19 protein-coding genes are annotated in these 17468 nt (G+C 60.6%); 12 read left to right on the plus strand and 7 right to left on the minus strand.

Annotated elements, in window-relative coordinates; translation table 11 throughout:
• Nucleotide 1 precedes the first annotated feature (1 nt).
• The 6 genes from rsxC to gloA all read left to right on the plus strand — a co-directional run bounded on the left by rsxC (nucleotide 2) and on the right by gloA (nucleotide 5867).
• Nucleotides 2-2221, plus strand: coding sequence for an electron transport complex subunit RsxC (rsxC, locus tag ABD806_RS04055; RefSeq protein WP_344954968.1), 2220 nt, complete (start codon nucleotides 2-4; stop codon nucleotides 2219-2221).
• On the plus strand, nucleotides 2221-3270 hold the full coding sequence (gene rsxD / locus ABD806_RS04060) for an electron transport complex subunit RsxD (RefSeq protein ID WP_344954970.1): 1050 nt from the start codon (nucleotides 2221-2223) through the stop codon (nucleotides 3268-3270). Before rsxC ends, rsxD begins: the two co-directional genes overlap by 1 nt.
• A 79-nt stretch (nucleotides 3271-3349) precedes the next feature.
• Complete coding sequence (gene rsxG / locus ABD806_RS04065; protein ID WP_344954972.1) at nucleotides 3350-3982, plus strand: electron transport complex subunit RsxG; 633 nt, start codon at nucleotides 3350-3352, stop codon at nucleotides 3980-3982.
• Nucleotides 3979-4674, plus strand: coding sequence for an electron transport complex subunit E (locus tag ABD806_RS04070; protein ID WP_344954974.1), 696 nt, complete (start codon nucleotides 3979-3981; stop codon nucleotides 4672-4674). The genes rsxG and ABD806_RS04070 overlap by 4 nt, the downstream gene beginning before the upstream one ends.
• 22 nt (nucleotides 4675-4696) lie before the next feature.
• A complete protein-coding gene (nth, locus tag ABD806_RS04075; protein WP_344954976.1) occupies nucleotides 4697-5338 on the plus strand; it encodes an endonuclease III in 642 nt (213 codons plus the stop codon).
• A 121-nt stretch (nucleotides 5339-5459) separates the two neighbouring features.
• Nucleotides 5460-5867 carry a lactoylglutathione lyase gene (gene gloA / locus ABD806_RS04080; RefSeq protein ID WP_344954978.1) on the plus strand — a complete coding sequence of 136 codons (408 nt, stop codon included), beginning with the start codon at nucleotides 5460-5462 and terminating at the stop codon, nucleotides 5865-5867.
• Nucleotides 5868-5976: 109 nt separating this feature from the next.
• On the opposite strand, the gene cysB is transcribed toward gloA, so the two are convergent.
• The gene (gene cysB / locus ABD806_RS04085; RefSeq protein ID WP_344954980.1) at nucleotides 5977-6951 is read right to left on the minus strand and encodes an HTH-type transcriptional regulator CysB; all 975 of its coding nucleotides are present in this window, start codon (nucleotides 6949-6951) and stop codon (nucleotides 5977-5979) included.
• Nucleotides 6952-7183: 232 nt separating this feature from the next.
• Between cysB and ABD806_RS04090 the strand changes: the two genes are divergently transcribed.
• Entirely contained in the window at nucleotides 7184-7729 is a 546-nt protein-coding gene (locus ABD806_RS04090) for a VOC family protein (RefSeq protein ID WP_344954982.1), read from the plus strand.
• On the opposite strand, the gene ABD806_RS04095 is transcribed toward ABD806_RS04090, so the two are convergent.
• A complete protein-coding gene (locus ABD806_RS04095; RefSeq protein ID WP_344954984.1) occupies nucleotides 7713-8912 on the minus strand; it encodes an MFS transporter in 1200 nt (399 codons plus the stop codon). The genes ABD806_RS04090 and ABD806_RS04095 overlap by 17 nt on opposite strands.
• A gap of 88 nt (nucleotides 8913-9000) precedes the next feature.
• Between ABD806_RS04095 and ABD806_RS04100 the strand changes: the two genes are divergently transcribed.
• From ABD806_RS04100 to ABD806_RS04110, 3 genes are all read left to right on the plus strand, one after another.
• Nucleotides 9001-9903 (plus strand): LysR family transcriptional regulator, encoded by a 903-nt coding sequence (locus ABD806_RS04100; RefSeq protein ID WP_344954986.1) that lies wholly within the window; start codon nucleotides 9001-9003, stop codon nucleotides 9901-9903.
• A gap of 82 nt (nucleotides 9904-9985) precedes the next feature.
• On the plus strand, nucleotides 9986-10975 hold the full coding sequence (locus ABD806_RS04105; protein ID WP_344954988.1) for a YeiH family protein: 990 nt from the start codon (nucleotides 9986-9988) through the stop codon (nucleotides 10973-10975).
• A 135-nt stretch (nucleotides 10976-11110) separates the two neighbouring features.
• On the plus strand, nucleotides 11111-11536 hold the full coding sequence (locus tag ABD806_RS04110) for a universal stress protein (RefSeq protein WP_344954990.1): 426 nt from the start codon (nucleotides 11111-11113) through the stop codon (nucleotides 11534-11536).
• 91 nt (nucleotides 11537-11627) lie between these two features.
• On the opposite strand, the gene nfsA is transcribed toward ABD806_RS04110, so the two are convergent.
• Nucleotides 11628-12353: an oxygen-insensitive NADPH nitroreductase gene (gene nfsA / locus ABD806_RS04115; protein ID WP_344954992.1), complete on the minus strand. Its 726-nt coding sequence runs from the start codon at nucleotides 12351-12353 to the stop codon at nucleotides 11628-11630.
• Nucleotides 12354-12424: 71 nt separating this feature from the next.
• Between nfsA and ABD806_RS04120 the strand changes: the two genes are divergently transcribed.
• Together ABD806_RS04120 and ABD806_RS04125 are read left to right on the plus strand one after the other, a co-directional pair.
• Nucleotides 12425-13111 carry a DUF2982 domain-containing protein gene (locus tag ABD806_RS04120; protein ID WP_344954994.1) on the plus strand — a complete coding sequence of 229 codons (687 nt, stop codon included), beginning with the start codon at nucleotides 12425-12427 and terminating at the stop codon, nucleotides 13109-13111.
• A gap of 66 nt (nucleotides 13112-13177) precedes the next feature.
• Entirely contained in the window at nucleotides 13178-14086 is a 909-nt protein-coding gene (locus ABD806_RS04125) for a LysR family transcriptional regulator (RefSeq protein WP_344954996.1), read from the plus strand.
• Nucleotides 14087-14287: 201 nt separating this feature from the next.
• Here ABD806_RS04125 and ABD806_RS04130 read toward each other — a convergent pair whose 3' ends face one another.
• From ABD806_RS04130 to ABD806_RS04145, 4 genes are all read right to left on the minus strand, one after another.
• Nucleotides 14288-15958, minus strand: a complete 1671-nt coding sequence (locus ABD806_RS04130; RefSeq protein ID WP_425583066.1) for an AMP-binding protein — start codon at nucleotides 15956-15958, stop codon at nucleotides 14288-14290.
• 98 nt (nucleotides 15959-16056) lie between these two features.
• Complete coding sequence (locus ABD806_RS04135; protein WP_344954998.1) at nucleotides 16057-16524, minus strand: aminoacyl-tRNA deacylase; 468 nt, start codon at nucleotides 16522-16524, stop codon at nucleotides 16057-16059.
• 83 nt (nucleotides 16525-16607) lie between these two features.
• Nucleotides 16608-16973, minus strand: coding sequence for a hypothetical protein (locus ABD806_RS04140; RefSeq protein WP_344954999.1), 366 nt, complete (start codon nucleotides 16971-16973; stop codon nucleotides 16608-16610).
• 167 nt (nucleotides 16974-17140) lie between these two features.
• Nucleotides 17141-17446: an NIPSNAP family protein gene (locus ABD806_RS04145; protein ID WP_344955001.1), complete on the minus strand. Its 306-nt coding sequence runs from the start codon at nucleotides 17444-17446 to the stop codon at nucleotides 17141-17143.
• Nucleotides 17447-17468: the final 22 nt, after the last annotated feature.

The following is a 17468-nucleotide window of genomic DNA, read 5'->3' on the forward strand; positions in this document are numbered from 1 at the left end:
GATGTCCCTGTTGCACGATTTAATTCAAGGCAAGCTGCATCGCTTCCATGGGGGAATACATCCGCCCGAACGAAAAACAGCCGCCAATCAAACCCCGATTGTCGACGCCGGCCTGCCGGCCGAACTGGTATTGCCGGTGCGCCAGCACATCGGCCAGCCCGCCCAGCTCCGGGTGGCCATCGGCGACAGGGTGCTGAAGGGAGAGCCGCTGACCGAGCCGCTCAACCCCATGATGATACCGGTTCATGCCCCGACCTCCGGTGTCGTCAGCGCCATCGAGGCCAGGCCCTTGTCCCATCCCTCCGGACTGGACGGGCTGTGCGTTGTGCTACAGCCCGACGGCGAGGACAGCTGGCGGCCCCGTTTTCCGGTGGCCGACTACCGGGTGCTGGGCGCCGACGTGCTGCTCGAGCGCATCCATGAGGCCGGCATCACCGGCCTGGGCGGTGCCGGCTTTCCCACCCATGTCAAACTCAGGCCGCGCAAGAAGGCCATCGATACCCTGATCATCAATGGCGTGGAATGCGAGCCCTATATCAGCGCCGATGATCGCCTGATGCGCGAACACGCACAGGAAATCTTGCAGGGCATCGAGATCCTGCGCCACATAGTGCAGCCGGCCCTGACGGTGATCGCGGTCGAGGACAACAAGCCCGAGGCCATCGCCGCCCTGCAGGCCGCCAACGCTGACCAAGAGGTGCTGGTGGTGGCCGTGCCCACCAAGTATCCCTCCGGCGGCGAAAAACAGCTGATCGAAATCATCACCGGCCAGCAGGTCCCCCACAACGGCTTGCCCGCGGATATCGGCATAGTGGTGCAGAACGTCGGCACCGCCTTCGCGGTCAAGCGGGCCATCATCGATGATGAACCGCTGATCCAGCGGGTGGTGACCCTGGCCGGCGACCGCTTCGGAGAACAGGCCAATGCCTGGGTGCGTATCGGCACCCCGGTACGCTATCTGCTCGATAAATTCCGGCTTGAACCGGAGCCCCGGCAACGCATCATCATGGGGGGCCCCATGATGGGCTTTACCCTGCACAGCGCCCAGGCGCCCATCATCAAGGGCAGCAACTGCCTGCTGGCGCCAAGCCAGCGGGAACTGCCGGAGCCGGCCGCCGAGCTGGCCTGCATCCGCTGCAGCCAGTGCGCCGACGCCTGCCCCGCCACCCTGTTGCCCCAGCAGCTGTACTGGTATGCCAGGGCCAAGGAGCACGACAAGCTCAACAGCCATAACCTGTTCGACTGTATCGAATGCGGTGCCTGTGCCTATGTCTGCCCCAGCCAGATCCCCCTGGTCCAGTATTATCGGGTCGCCAAGGCCGACATCCGCCAGGCCGAGCGCGACGCGGAACTGGCCGAGCGGGCCAAGCACCGCTTCGAAGCCCGCCAGGCACGGCTTGCCCGGGAGAAAGCCGAACGCCAGCTGCGCCAGGAAAAGGCCGCCAGTGAGCGCAAGGCGCGCATGGCCGAGCAGGTCGCCGCCGGCGGGGAAGATCCGGTGGCCCTGGCCCTAGCCCGGGTCAAGGCCAAGCAGGCCGCTCCCGAACAACCCCAGGATATGGCCGCGGCCCGCGCCGCCCGCAAGGAAGAGGCACGCCGCAAACGGGAAGAGAAGCAGGCCGCCGGACAGGCCGATGGCCGGATAGATGCCGAGCCCCGGGGCGACACCGCCGATGGCAAAAAGGATGCGGTGGCCGCCGCCATCGCCCGCGCCAAGGCCCGCAAGGCAGAGCAGCCCGAACCGGTAACAGGGCGTGAACCCGCTGCCGGGGAAACCGATCCCAAGAAGGCCGCGGTGGCCGCCGCCGTCGCCCGCGCCAAGGCCCGCAAGGCCGCCCAGGCAGAGCAGCCTGAACCGGCCGAACCGGTAACAGGGCGTGAACCCACAGCCGGGGAAACCGATCCCAAGAAGGCCGCGGTGGCCGCCGCCATCGCCCGAGCCAAGGCCAAGAAAGCTGCTCAGGCCAAGCAAGCGGAACCCGAGCCCGTTGCCGAGGCAGACGCGGAGGACGCCAAGAAAGCCGCCATTCGCGCCGCCGTCGCCCGGGCCAAGGCCAAAAAAGCTGCTCAGGCCGAGCAAGCGGAACCCGAGCCGGTTGCCGAGGCAGACGCGGAGGACGCCAAGAAAGCCGCCATTCGCGCCGCCGTCGCCCGGGCCAAGGCCAAAAAAGCCGCCCAGGCCGCCGACTCACCCACCCAAGAACACAAAGAAGAGCAATAATGGCGTTTAATGTTGCAAGCTCTCCCCACGATCATGCCCGCCTGGCCACCAGCGCCCTGATGCTGCGGGTCTGTTATTGCCTGATCCCCGGGATACTGGCCCAATGGTGGTTTTTTGGCTGGGGTACCCTAATCCAGATAGGGCTGGCCGTGGCCACCGCCTATGGTGCCGAAGCCCTGGTACTCAGGCTCAGGGGCAGAACGATGGCCGCCGTCAAAGATAATTCAGCCCTGCTGACCGCCCTGCTGATCGGCATCGCCCTTCCGCCCCTGGCCCCTTGGTGGCTGGTGGTGATCGGCACCGCGTTTGCGATTATCGTCGCCAAACAGCTCTATGGCGGCCTGGGTCAGAACCTGTTCAATCCCGCCATGGTCGCCTATGTACTGTTGCTGGTGTCGTTTCCCCTGCCGATGACCGGCTGGTTGCCGCCGGCCGAATTGCTGAGCCACTCACTTACCCTGACAGATACCCTGTCCGCCATCTTTACCGGCTTTACCCTGGATGGTTTCAGCCCCCATCAGCTGCGGGAACTGGCCGACGGCACCACCATGGCCACCCCGCTGGATACCCTGAAAACCGGCCTGACCCAGGGCCATACCAGCGCCGAGATCCTCACCAACCCTATTTTTGGCGGCCTGGCCGGCGTCGGCTGGCAATGGGTGAACCTGGCCTACCTGGTCGGCGGGCTGGCGTTGTTGCGGTTGCGGTTGATCAGCTGGCCAATTCCGGTGGCCATCCTCGCCAGCCTGCTGGTGTTCAGCCTGACAGGCTTCCTGGTGTCTCCGGATGGGGCGGCCTCCCCCTTGATGCACCTGTTATCCGGGGCGACCATGATCGGGGCCTTTTTTATCGCCACAGACCCGGTGTCGGCCGCGACCACCTTCAGGGGCCGCCTGGTATATGGGGTGCTGATCGGCTTGCTTATCTATGTTATCCGCACCTTCGGCGGCTATCCGGACGCCATCGCCTTTGCGGTCTTGCTGGCCAATATGACGGTGCCCATGATAGACGCCCTGACCAAACCCAAAACCTATGGAGAGTCACGCTGATGCTCGCCATGATGAAACGAGATACTTTTGTCCTGACCCAGGCCTTGGTCCTGTCGTGGCATTCCGGAGGACTTTTCTGATGTTCGCCATGATGAGACGCAATGGCCTGACTCTGGCCGCCTTTGCCCTGGCCTGTACCGCCTTTGTGGCGGTGACCCACAGCCTGACCCGGGACACCATAGTGGAGCAGGAGCAGGCCCAGCTGTTGCTGGTGCTCAATGAGCTGCTGCCCGCCGACACCCATGACGAAGCCCTGTTCGAACACTGCGTCTTGCTCGGTAACGAACAATACCTGGGCACCAGCGAGGCGCTGCCCGTATTCGCCGCGGTCAAGGGCGGTGAGCACCAGGGCTACGCCATCGAGACCATAGCGCCCGACGGTTACAGCGGTGCCATCAAGCTGGTGGTGGGAGTGCAGGCCGACGGCCGGCTGTCCGGGGTCCGGGTGCTCAATCACAATGAAACACCGGGTCTGGGTGACAAGATCGAGTTGAAAAAATCGGCCTGGCTGCTGTCGTTCGACGGCATGGAGTTGCTGGGCGAAGATGACGCCCGCTGGGCGGTGCGCAACGACGGCGGCCAGTTCGACGCCTTCACCGGCGCCACCATCACCCCCAGGGCGGTGGTCAAGGCGGTACGCAATGTCTTGTTATTGGTCAGCCAGCACCCGGAACTGCTGGCCCAGGCCCCCCGCTGTGGAGCATCCCTGTGACAGAACAACATAAAGAGATTATTCGCCAAGGGCTGTGGGGCAATAACCCGGCGCTGGTGCAGATCCTGGGACTGTGTCCGGTATTGGCGGTGACCAGTACCCTGACCAACGCCATGGGGCTGGGCATCGCCACCCTGCTGGTATTGATCGGTTCCAACCTGACCGTGTCCCTGGTGCGTCGCTGGGTACCCAACGAGGTGCGCATTCCCATCTATGTGATGATCATCGCCAGCCTGGTGACCAGCGTGCAGCTGCTGATGAACGCCTATACCTATGGCCTGTACCAGTCGCTGGGCATCTTTATTCCGCTGATCGTCACCAACTGTGTGATCATCGGCCGGGCCGAAGCCTTCGCCTCCAAAACCACACCGGCCCTGGCCGCCCTCGACGGCCTGATGATGGGCCTGGGCTTTACCGCCGTGCTGCTGGTGCTGGGCGGGCTGCGCGAGCTGCTTGGCCAGGGCACCCTGTTTGACGGCGCCGAGCTGCTGCTGGGCGACTGGGCCCGGGGGCTGAGGATCGATGTGCTGCACCTGGACAACGGCTTCCTGCTGGCGATACTGCCGCCCGGCGCCTTTATCGGCCTGGGACTGCTGATTGCCGCCAAGAACTGGCTGGATGCCCGGCTGGCGGCCCGGCGGGCACCGGTAGCCAAGGCTGAAATCACCCGGGCGCGGATCACCTCACTGTGAAGATGAGCGAGGGCAGCTTATTGTGAATAAAGACAAACGTCGGCAAATACTGGAACGACTGCGGGCCGAAAACCCCCATCCCACCACCGAGCTGAACTACAGCAGCCCCTTCGAGCTGCTGATCGCGGTGATCCTGTCGGCCCAGGCCACCGATGTGGGGGTCAACAAGGCCACCGACAGGCTGTATCCGGTGGCCAATACCCCGGAAGCCATCCTGGCCCTGGGGGTGGATGGGCTCAAGCACTATATCAAGACCATAGGCCTGTTTAACGCCAAGGCGGAAAACGTCATCAAGACCTGCGCCATCCTGCTGGAACGACACCAGGGACAGGTGCCGGAAAACCGCGAGGCGCTCGAGGCCCTGCCCGGAGTGGGCCGCAAGACCGCCAATGTGGTGCTCAACACCGCCTTCGGCTGGCCCACCATTGCGGTCGATACCCATATCTTCCGGGTGGCCAACCGTACCCGCTTCGCCCCCGGCAAGAATGTCGATGAAGTAGAGCGACAGTTGCTCAAATGGGTGCCGGCGGAATTCAAGCAGGATGTCCATCACTGGTTTATCCTCCATGGACGCTATACCTGCGTGGCCCGCAAGCCCCGCTGCGGCTCCTGCGTGATCGAGGATTTATGCGAGTTCAAGGACAAGGTCTATCCGAACGACTAACCCTCCCGCACCGCTGGGCTAAGGAATAAATGGGACAGACGACCAGGCGATAATAGAGACCATACTGAAGACGGTGAAACCGGCTTATAAGGCCGATTTTCAAACATTGGGAGTGATTGTAATGCGCATTCTGCACACCATGCTGCGGGTCGGTAACCTGCAAACGTCGGTTGAATTCTATACCAAGGTGATGGGCATGAAACTGCTCAGAACCAGCGAAAACCACGAGTATAAATATACCCTGGCCTTTGTCGGTTATGGCGATGAAAAAGACGAAGCCGTGCTGGAGCTGACCTACAACTGGGGCACCACCGCCTACGAGCTGGGCACCGCCTATGGCCATATCGCCATCGAGTCGGACGATATCCATGGCACCTGCGACGCCATCCGCGCCGCCGGCGGTCAGGTGACCCGCGAGCCGGGCCCGGTCAAGGGTGGCTCCACCGTCATCGCCTTCGTGGAAGACCCGGACGGCTACAAGATTGAGCTGATAGCCAAAAAAGACGCGGGCAAGGGCCTGGGCGAATAAACCGGAAACCCGAATATGCCGGGGAATGGTGAGCAGGGACTGGGGAATGGAGCCGCCGGCCCCGCGTGACCAGCCCCGGTTTTTTCTCTATCCAGCCTCCGGCTATGCTTTACCGGTAAGGCAGCTCTATGCCTTCAAACAGCCGGTCTATTTCGTCCGGCGCCTTCAGGGTAATTGCCCGGTCGACCCGCTCCCGGGTCAGGTGGGGGGCGAAACGCTCCATAAAGTCATACATATAGCTGCGCAGGAAGGTCCCCTTCCTGAAGCCTATCTTGGTGGTGCTGGAGGCAAACAAGTGGCTGGCATCCAGGGCCACCAGATCATGGTCCTGCGCAGGGTCGACCGCCATGCTGGCCAGCACCCCGATGCCGACCCCCAGCCGTACGTAGGTTTTAATCACGTCGGCGTCGGTGGCGGTAAACACCACCTTGGGCTCGTAGCCGGCCCGGGAAAAGGCGGTATCCAGCTCGGAGCGGCCGGTGAAACCGAACACATAGGTCACCAGCGGGTATTTGGCAATATCCGCTATGGTCGGCTTGCTGATGACGGCCAGGGGATGCTCCCTGGGCACCAGTATGCAGCGGTTCCAGTGATAGCAGGGCAACATGATCAAGTCTTGGTAAAGATGCAGGGCTTCGGTGGCGATGGCAAAATCGGAGGTGCCCTTGGCAACCGATTCGCTGATCTGCACCGGCGTACCCTGGTGCATATGCAGGGAAACCTTGGGGTAACGGGCAATAAACCCCTTGATCACATCCGGCAGGGCATAGCGGGCCTGGGTGTGGGTGGTGGAGATGTTGAGGGTGCCCTGATCCGGATGGGTATGCTGGCTGGCCACCGCCTTGATACTCTCGACCTTGCCCAGGATCTCACTGGCGATACGGATGATATCCTGCCCGGCCGGGGTGATCTGGGTCAGGTGCTTACCGCTGCGCTCAAAGACCTGGATCCCCAACTCATCTTCCAACATGCGCACCTGTTTGCTGATCCCGGGCTGGGAAGTGAACAGGCTTTCCGCCGTGGCGGATACATTGAGGCTGTGGTTGGCGACTTCGACGATATAACGCAGCTGTTGCAGTTTCATGATTTCAACTGATTAGGGTAATTGAGTTAATACTATCAGACCCTGAGAAAATATCCTCTGCCGATCTCCCTGTGCGACCGAAGATTGCGCTGCTGAGCAGGCTTCCGCGGTCGCCAAGGCCCCCGTCCTGGGTTAACATCCCTCCCGGACAAGCGCGCCTCGGCAGGATCTGCTACCGGCCGCCCGCCGCTTGGTACTTTCCCACCACACCATTTGAAGAGGAAACGGCACAGTGAGCACCGCCTTATCCGCCCTGCTGGGTGATATCAACCGCTTTCTCCAGGCCCTCGAACAGGGACTGGCCCGGTATCGACTCGGGCCCGGGCTCGGCCATATGGATCATATCTGCTACCGGGCAGACAGCAACCGGCAATACCTGAAGCTGCGCTCGGCCCTGCTGGCCCATGGTGAGAACCTGGTCGAGGGCATGGTAGGCGGCCGCCCCATCATCACCTTTGCCCTGCACAGGCCCATCGCCAGCCCGTTCGGCCCCATTCCCTGCCTGGAGCTGGCCGCGCCCAAGCCGGGCAGGCAGCACCTTGCCGGACTGGAGCACGGCGAGCTGGTGGTAACGAGCCTGCAACAGCTGCTGACGAACCATCCCCAGGTGCCCTTCAATACCAAGGGACTGACCCAGGATCCCGCCGAGCTGAGCCTGGCCCTGCCCCCCTACCAGGTCAAGTTTCATCAACGGAGTCTGGCGGAGATCATCGCCGAAGAGAAGGCCCGGGGCCTGGTGGTGCCGGTACCGGAGCATTACTTCAGCCGGGCGCCATAGCGGCACGAGCGCGCTTTTCCTGTCTCAGCAGACGCAGGCTCAAGCCGGCGGTAACCAGCAATACCCCCATCATGCCCCAGGCCACGCCGGTCAATCCGCCCCTGTCCCAGAAGGGATACAGATACAGGCCGCCCAGGCTGGCTCCCAGATAATAAAACACCAGATACAACGACGAGGCCAGCGCCCTGTGATCCTGTACGCTGCGGCCCACCCAGCTGCTGGCGCAGGCATGGGCCAGGAAGAAGGCGAAGCTGTCGGTCAGCAACGCCAGCAGGATCAGCGGCAGCTCGCCGCTCAGCAGGCCCAGGTTGCCCACCGCCATCAGGCCGATGGCGCCCAGCAGGGTCTGGCACAGGCCCAGGCGGTGAATAAGCAGGCCGCTGATGCCCGAGGCCAGGGTGCCGGTCAGATAGGTCAGGAACAGCAGCCCCAGGGCGGCCGGGGCCAGGGCAATGGGCGGCGCCGCCAGGAAAAAGGCCACATAGGTGAACTGGTTCAGGAACACCATGAAATTCAGGCCGCCCACCAGATAGACGGGCCACAACAGCGGGTTTTTAATATGCGCCAGCAAGGCACGGCTGCTGCCGCCCTTTTTCGCCGGCACAAAATGTCGGGAGGCCGGCAGCAGCCTGGTCAACGGCAGCCAGAGCAGCAGGCTGACCAGGCCCAGCACCAGGAAGCCGGCCTGCCAGCCTCCGAACCACTGGGCGGTCAGGCCGCCCAACACCCGCCCGGCAATACCACCGAGGGAATTGGCCGCGATATAGATACCTATGCTGGTCACCAGGGCCTGGGGGCTGAACTCCTCACCCATGTAAGCGACGGCGGTGGCCGGCAAGCCGGCCAGGAAGAAGCCCTGCACCCAGCGCAGCCACACCAGGGCGGTAAAGTCGGGCACCAGCGCCAGCAGGATACCCAGGGCGATGGCCACCAGCAGGCAGCCCAGCATGATCCGCTTGCGTCCCATTCGATCGGCCACCCGCGCCCAGAACAACAGTCCCATGGCCAATCCCAGGGTGGCGGCCGACAAGGCCCAGCTGGCCTGCAGGGCCGACAACTGAAAGTCCCGGGCCAGCAAGGGCAACAGCGGCTGGGCCAGGTACAGGTTGACAAACACCAGCATGGAGCCGAGGCCCAGGGCCAGGGTGGCACGCCACCAGAGGGGGGTTTTAAGCGGGATCATGGTGTGCTCCTTATTACTGTCTTGACCTTATCCCGCCACCATGTATATATAAAATATATTTTTATTATTAAAAAAATAACAAATATATATGATTGAAACCAAATGGCTCCGCCAATTCTACGCGGTGGCCCTGACCGGCAGCATTACCCAGGCGGCGGAGCAGCTCCATCTGGCCCAGCCGGCGGTCACCATCACCATCAAGAAGCTGGAACAACAGCTGGGGGTCGGGCTGTTTGAGCGCCGCCAAGGACGGATGACCCTGACCACCGAAGGAGCACGGCTGTTCCAGCATGCGGAGCGCATCATCCATGCCCTGACCCTGGCCGAACAGGATATGGCGGCCCTGCAGGATCTCAGCGCCGGCGAGGTCTGCATCGGTATTCCCAGCATGCTCGGCTCCTTCTATTTCCCCCCCTTGCTGATGGCGTTCAAACATCGCTACCCCGGGCTGTCGATCCGGGTGGAGGAAGCCGGCACCCAGGAGCTGTTGGGTAGGTTATGCCAGGGCCAGCTGGGGCTGGGCATCGTGCTCACCTCCAGCCTGCCCTCCGGGCTCACCGGGTTGCCGCTGCTGCGGGAAGAAATGGTGGCGGTGGTGCATCGGGATCATCCGGCCCGGCTGCAACCCCATATCCCTCTCCATGAGTTCCTGCAGCAGGAGCTGGCGGTATTTCGCCACGGTTTTTTTCATCGGGAGTATATTGAGCAGGCGGCGCAACAGGCGGGGATCAGCCCCCGCATCGGTTTTGAAAGCAACCTGATCCCGTTGCTGAAGGCGGTGGTGCGCCAGGGTTTTGCCATCACCAGCTTCCTGCGCATGGTGATCGAGGACGACCCGGATCTGTTTGCCGTCTCCTTTGCCGAACCCTACTTTATGGATTTATGCCTGGCCTGGCCCAGTGAACGCCGCCTGTCCCGGGCCGAGCAGGCGTTTATCGAGTTTATCCGGGAAGATAAGCGGGCCCAGGACGGGAAAAATCAATTAAATTGATAATAAAATTAAAAAACTTCAATTTTTATTACCTTTGATAAAGGCATAGGCTGCTTATCACCCTAGCGATAAGGAGATAGCCATGTTTGCTCTTGTTCCCGGTTTAGCCCTCGCCGGTGTGCTGGCCGCCGTCAGTATGACCTTGTCCAGCCGGCTTGACCTGGGGGTCAGCCCGCTGATTTTCGCCATCGTGCTGGGCCTGCTGGTGGGCAACCTGTTGCCCATGCAGGCACCGGGGAAGCATCTGGCGGGTCTGGAATGGTGTAAGAAGCGGCTGCTGCGCATCGGTGTGGCCTTCTATGGCATCAATATTACCCTGCAGCAAATTGCCGATGTGGGCAAGGGCGCCCTGTTGGTGGACTTTATCATGCTCGTCTCCACCCTGGGCATCGCCTACCTGCTGGGCCGGCGCTGGCTCGGCCTGGATGTACCCACCAGCCTGCTGGTAGGCTCGGGCTCGGCCATCTGTGGCGCCGCTGCCATTATGGCCACCGAGCCCGTGGTACGGGCCAAGCCGCAGCAGACCACGGTCGCGGTCGGTACCGTGGTGCTGTTCGGTACCCTGGCCATGTTCATCTATCCCCTGCTGTATCCCTTCTTGGGATTGAGCCCTCAGGCGATGGGGATTTACACCGGCGCCACCATTCATGAAGTCGCCCAGGTGGTGGCTGCCGGCAGCGCCATGGGGGCGGATATCACCCAGGTGTCCGTGATCGCCAAACTGACCCGGGTGATGATGCTGGCCCCCTTCCTGATCCTGCTGGGTGCCTGGTTGAGCCGCAGCCAGGGCGGCACCGCCGTACGCGCGCCCCTGCCCTGGTTTGCCTTCGGCTTTATCGCGATAGTGATCCTAAACTCGGTATTAAGCCTGCCGCTGTCGCTGGTAGAGAACATCAAGGTTCTGGATACCTGGGCCCTGACCATGGCGATGGGCGCATTGGGATTGGGCACCCAGCTGGCCGGCATAAAGCATGTGGGCTGGAAACCCCTGGCATTGGCCGCCTGCCTGTTTGCCCATTTAACGGTCACCGGCCTGGGGGTCACCCATCTGGTCAGTGCCTGGCTGTCCTGAACCCGGTCCCCTGCCGGTACCCGGGCTCCAAAAACAGCCAAAGAAGCGGGCTTTGCTTGCCATCTCCCATTCGGCGGCTGTTTTTCACTATATAGTGATGTATCGCGCTATTAACCAGGTCTTCGAGGAGTCCCTATGCCTTATCGCAATATATTACTGGCACTGGAGTTAAGCGAGCGGGAGAAGCCCTTGTTGAAGCGGGCGGTGGAACTGGCCGAACATTGCCGGGCCCGCCTGCACCTGGTGCACGTCGATCCCGAGATGAGCGGAATTTTTGTGGGCAGCCTGAACATGGATTTGCGTCAGCTGAAGATGAAGCTCAAGTTGGAAAGCGGCCGCGAGATCATGAATATGCTCCGGGTAGAGCAACGCCAGGTAGAGAGCGTCTCCTTACCGACCGGAGATATACAAAGGGCCATCCGTCTGGCCGCCAAGGAAAAAGAAGCCGACCTGCTGATCTGTGGCCACCACGCCGGACACAGCTTCCTGGGGCACCTGTTTTCCAATGCCGCGCGTTTTATCGACATCGGTGGCTGTGATGTACTGGTGGTCAAGTTGTAGATTGAAGGAGGAGAGTGGTCACAGGCAGTCTTGCAAAGATCGTAAGCAGGTTCTAAACGGCACCGGATCAACCCACCCGGCACCTGGCGCCTTATTTCAGGCAATAGCCCTGGCTGTGCAGGAAGGCCAGCATATAGGGCCGAGCCTCCTTGGCCAGCGTCGCGCCTATCTGCCCGGTCCAGGTCATGGATTTATTGCCGCCGGTACGGGTTTGATAATAATGCAGTACCGCCTGATCATAGGCCGCCATCAACGCAGGATCCTGCTCCGTCTGATAGCGGTTTTCGAAGAACATCATCTCCCGGGGCAAGCGGGGCTTGGGCTCAGGATCCTGATCCGGATGGCCGATACACAAACCAAACATGGGCACCACGCCCTTGGGCAGCCCCAGCAGCGTCACCAGCTCGGCCGGATGGTTACGCACGGCGCCGATAAATACCCCACCGAGCCCCAGCGATTCGGCGGCGATCAGGCTGTTCTGCCCCATCAGGGCGGTGTCGATGGCGCCAATCAACAGTTGCTCGGCAAAGCCGGTCTGGGCCTCGGGCACCCATTGCAGGTGGCGGTGAAAATCGGCGCAAAACACCCAGAATTCGGCGGCGGCCCCCACGTAGGCCTGGTCGCCACAGAGTGCCATCACCTGTTGACGCAGCGCCGGATCGGTGATGCGGATAATGGCCGAGGCCTGCAGGAAACTGGAGCTGGGCGCCGCCTGGGCCGCCGCCATGATGGCATCGAGCTGCTCCGGCAGGATCGGCTGTTCGGTAAACTTGCGGATGGAACGGTGGCTGCGAAGCACATCGAGTGTGGGTGTCATTATTACCTCTTTTAATCGTTCTCTGTGTATCATCACCTTATCGGATAAGTACAAAAAATGGGAGCCTGCCGGTGCTTGAAACCCAACATATAGAACCCATGTCCCGGCGTCATGGGCTCAGCCTGACGGTGACGGGCACGGTTTTTATGCTGCTCCTGCTCGGCGTGCTCTACTGGCTCGGAGGCCGAGGCCACCTGGTGGTCTATTTCCTGTTTCTGACCAGCCTGGTGATGACCCTGCTCGGCATACTCAAGCTCCGGGAGCCGGTGTACAGCTTTTCATTAAGCCGGGACAGCCTGCATTTTCATCATAAAATCGGCGGCTGGAGCCTGCACTGGTCCAATATCATCCGCATCGATCAGCCCAGGTTCAGTGTCGGCCTGGAGCTGACCGAGCTGCCCTATATCGGCCTGAAGATCCGTGATTACGACGAGCTGCTGCCACTGATGACGCCCCGGCTGGCGGTACACCTGCTGACCGAGCAACGTCCGCTGCTGACTATGGCCCTGCGCTATCAGACGGTCACCCGCCACCAGCTGCAGGACTGGCTCATCGAGGACAGCCACTACCGCTCGGCCGCTGGCCGGCACTATGAGGGGGTACTGGCCATGCTCGCCAACCGCATGAGCCACTTGAGGCAGCTGTACGGCTATGATCTGCTGGTGCATGAGTCCAACCTGGACAGAGACCCCCCCGACTTCGTCGCCTTGCTGCGCCGCTACCAGAGCGCGGACTCGCTCCCTCCGGAGCAAAACTGACGCGACGGTTTTCACCCGGAGAAAACGGCGGCACAATAGCCGTTCTCTCATGCCGGGCCGATACCGATGAAACATCTGGATGACTTTTATTTATTCGTCAAAGTGGTGCAACAGGGCGGGTTTTCCCATGCGGCGGCCGAGCTGGGCCTGCCCACCGCCACCCTCAGCCGCCGTATATCCGGGCTGGAGCAGTCGCTGGGCTGCAAGCTGCTCAGCCGTACCACCCGCAAATTGCAGCTGACCGAAGAGGGGCGCCGCTATTTTGAACGCCTCAATCCCCTGCTTAACGAAATGGAGCAGGTCACCGGGGATATTCAGGGCCAGAGCCAGACGATCAGCGGGCTGATTAAAATTGCGGCCCCCGTCGCCATCTCCAACACCTTCCTGATCGATGGCATTACCGAGTTCTGCCTGCAATATCCGCAGATCCGTATCGATCTGCTGCAAAGCAACGACTACACCAGCCTGCTGGATACGGATCTGGATGTGGTGTTTTTCAGCGGTGAATTGCCCGACTCCAGCCTGAGGGCCCGACGCCTGGGTGAGGTGCAATACGGTTTGTTCGCCTCGCCCCGCTACATTGAACAGTACGGTACGCCGACCCTGCCGGAGGAGCTGGATCAGCATCACATCATCCAATGCTGGCCCCATAGGAACTGGCAGCTGACCCACCAGGACGGCCGTCGCTTTCACCTCAAGCCGGTGGCACGACTGTCGGTCAACCAGATGCACTCGGCGGTCAAGGCGGCCATCCAGGGCCTGGGCATCGTCAATGTCCCCGAACATTATGTCGCCCATCATCGGGAAAACGGCCTGCTGAGGCCCGTATTAGCCGGCTGGCGGGGCGGCAAACGCCCCTTCCACATGGTCTTCCATAATCGGGAGCTGGCACCGGTAAGGCTGAATACCTTTATTGAATTTATCGACAGCCGTATGCGTGAACGGTTGGCGTCCACCTGGATAAGGGAAAAATAAGGCGGGAAAGACGAACAAAAAAATGGGCAGCTTCCTGCTGCCCGACTCCACTAACAATAAGATAAAAGATAAATTCTGTAAGCTGGGCAGACAAAGTAGCACAAGCCGTAGCGGTTAATTAGTTACGAATATGTAAAACAAAAAAGCCCATTATTCCATTTTTGGAATAATGGGCCTTGAGGGCCGGATCTCCCGCCGGGATCAATGCAGATCCTGCTCCCACAGTATGTGCTGACCCGCTACCCAGTGCTGTTCTATCTCGGCATATTGCTGCTCCAGCAGGTGCCGCTTGATTTTCAGGGTCGGGGTCATGATGTTGTTTTCAATCGTCCAGGGCTCCTTCATTACCAGGATGCCGGCCAGCCGCTGGTGTTTCTCCAGCTTGTCGTTGATCTTTTTCAGTGTGTTCGCCAGCCGTTCGGCCAGGGCCCCCTTGTGCCTGGTATCCGTGCCCTCTCCCAGTTGCACCAGGGCAATCGGCTGAGCCAGGCCGCTGCCGATGACACAGACCTGCTCGATCAGCGTATTTTCAACCAGCATGGCTTCTATCGGCACCGGCAACACGTATTTTCCCTTGGCGGTTTTAAAGGCATCCTTCACCCGCCCGGTAATGGTCAGATAGCCCTCGTCGTCGAGCTTGCCCTGATCGCCGGTATGCAGCCAGCCGTCTTGCAGGGTGCTGGCGGTGGCCTCTTCATCCTTGTAATAACCACTCATCAGGCCGGCGCAACGGCACAGCACTTCTCCCTGCTCGGAAATACGGATGTCGACGCCCACCCCGGGCTTGCCGACCGTGCCCACCTTGTCGCTGCGAAACGGATAATTGAGGGTGGAATAGGCCAGGTTTTCGGTCATGCCCCAGGCTTCGGTAATCGGCATATCCAAGCGTTCATACCAGCGCAGCAAGGAAGGGGCGATCGGTGCCGAGCCACAGCCCAGGATCCGCGCCTGGGAGAGGCCCAGCCCCGCCCGGATTTTCTTTTTTATCAGGCCCGAGACAAAGGGGAGCCGCAGCAGCAGATCCAGCCGTCCCTGGGGCAGTTTCTCCAGGATCCGGCTGCGGAAGTTGGTCCACAGCCGGGGCACGGAAATAAACAGGGTCGGCGAAATGGTTTTGACGTCTTCAATAAAGGTCTCCAGGCTCTGGGCGAAGGCCACCGGCAGGCCGCCGTACAGGCTGGCGCCCAGGATGTAGACCCGCTCGGTAATATGGGCCAGGGGCAGATACGAAAAGGCCCTGTCCTCGCCGGTCAGGCTCGCGGTTTGCACTATGCCCCGGCAGGCGGCCCCGTAGGCGGCAAAATTGATCATCACCCCCTTGGGCTGGCCTGTGCTGCCCGAGGTATAGACCAGGGTCATCAGGCCCTGCGCATCCGGCACCGGCCGCTCGGCCCAGGGCTCCTGTGCGTTCAGCCATTCATCCCACTGATGATCCGCCGCTATCCCCGACTTGTATGGCATGGCGATGCGGATCAGCCCCTCGGGTATGCCCCCGGCCTGCTGCTGCGGGTCGTCCAGCTTGCCGATAAACAGCGCCCGGCTTTCGCTGTGCTCCAGCACATAACGCACGGTATCTTCCCCCGCCGTCGGGTAGATGGGCACGCTGACATAGCCGCCCATCTGCAGGGCGAAGTCACAGATAAACCATTCAGCACAATTTTTTGACAGAATGCCCACTTTATCGCCCGGCGCCAGACCCAGGCCGCGCAGGCCGCTCACCAGCCGGGCCGCCTGCTCCAGTACCCGGGACCAGCTATAGGTATGCCAGTGCCCTTCCCTGGGCTGACGAAGGTAGACGGTATCGGGCCGGGTGTCGGCCCAGTGGTAGAGCATTTCCAGTGGCAGTTTGGCGGGGGCTTGAGTCATGGACATCCTCTGTCATAGGCAAGCGGGGTATCTAGAAGCATAGCCGAAAGAAACCGCCGTGAGGCTGCCAACTGCTTGATGTGGCTCACAAAGTTAAGGGGTATTCAAGGGTGGCTCCAATATCCCTGGCGGCTGCCGGCCAGCAACATGCGAAACGCGTCGCCCTCCAGCTGCAGCAGGTGTTTATGATCGCCGGCTTCCAGGTAGAGCCGGGCCAGGGGGATGAGGGCGTCGTCCAGGATCGTTTCTATCCCGTAGGCCGGTCCCAGGGGCGGTATCGCCCCGGGGCGACAATCCGTGAACAGGCGCTCGGCGTCCGCTTCGGGGGCCAGCTCCAGCTCCCGGTTCAACCCTTCCCGGATACGGTTGACCCTCACCCAGTGGTTGCCCGGTATCACGGCCATCAGATAGCCGGCACCATCCTTGAGCAGCACCGCCTTGACCAGATGGTCATCCGGTATCTGCGCGGCCATCGCCGTCTCCCGGCTGGATTCGCTGGGCCCATGGCTCAGCAGCTGATAGGACACCCCTCGCGAGGCCAGGTATTCCTTAACCGTCTTTGCTACCGCCATTAGCCTTGCTCCTTCAGTGACTCGACCACCTCCCCTGAGTGTAATCCTTCTGAAAAAGCCGCGCAGAAAACGCGGGGGCGCGATCATCCCGAGCCGTTTGATGCTGTGCTACCGGGAAGAACCCCAGTTACTTGGATAAAACCAATCAACTTCCGTTCGTTGGAAACAGCCGCAAACGCCAGCAGCACGACTGCAACAGCAAACACGAGGAAGGTGAGCATCATGATCGGCAGCATCGCCGCCATCAGCACCAGTGTTGATTCGGGCAAGGTTCCCGTTTTAAGGCCGGCTGCAACTACCCATGGATTTACCATATAGGGGACCTTGACCCATAGCCAGATCGCGAGCACAACAAGCAGCAACAAAATGAACCCACCGAATAAAGGCCAGTACCTGGTGAGTTTCTCTCTCTTTTCAACGAACGACAATTCAGCAGCAGACAGCTTCACAACTTCATACCTCATATTAACGATGACGAGCAGCCGCTTAAACCGTTCCCCGTCACGACGTTTGTAAAATCAGCGTGAGGACTGAACAAAGTAATGTGAACACGCCGAATTGTAGAACGATGCAGAAGCGAATATCCCCATTGGCTTATTCCTGCTGAGCAAGATGATCAGTCGAAAACTGGTTTAAAGAAATTGCGTTCGTAGCTAAGAATACATCTGGTATCTTCCGCATATTTAAAAGCGGCAACACAATCAGCATCGTTGAACGAATTTTTTCGGTATTGCTCATACTCCGCAAGGCTTGGGAATGTAAACAATGCCAGCGCGATATTGTTGGCGCCTTCTGATGGCAAGAAGTAGCCATTGTGAGTACCGCCAAATTTGTTGACGAGTGGAATCCACATTTTTGCGTATTTTTCGAATTCTTCAACTTTATATGGATCGATCACATATTTTAAATAACAGGTTATCATTTCAATCCCCTTGCTTTAAATA

It is taken from the genome of Zobellella aerophila, from assembly GCF_039539325.1.
GTDB lineage: Bacteria > Pseudomonadota > Gammaproteobacteria > Enterobacterales > Aeromonadaceae > Oceanimonas > Oceanimonas aerophila.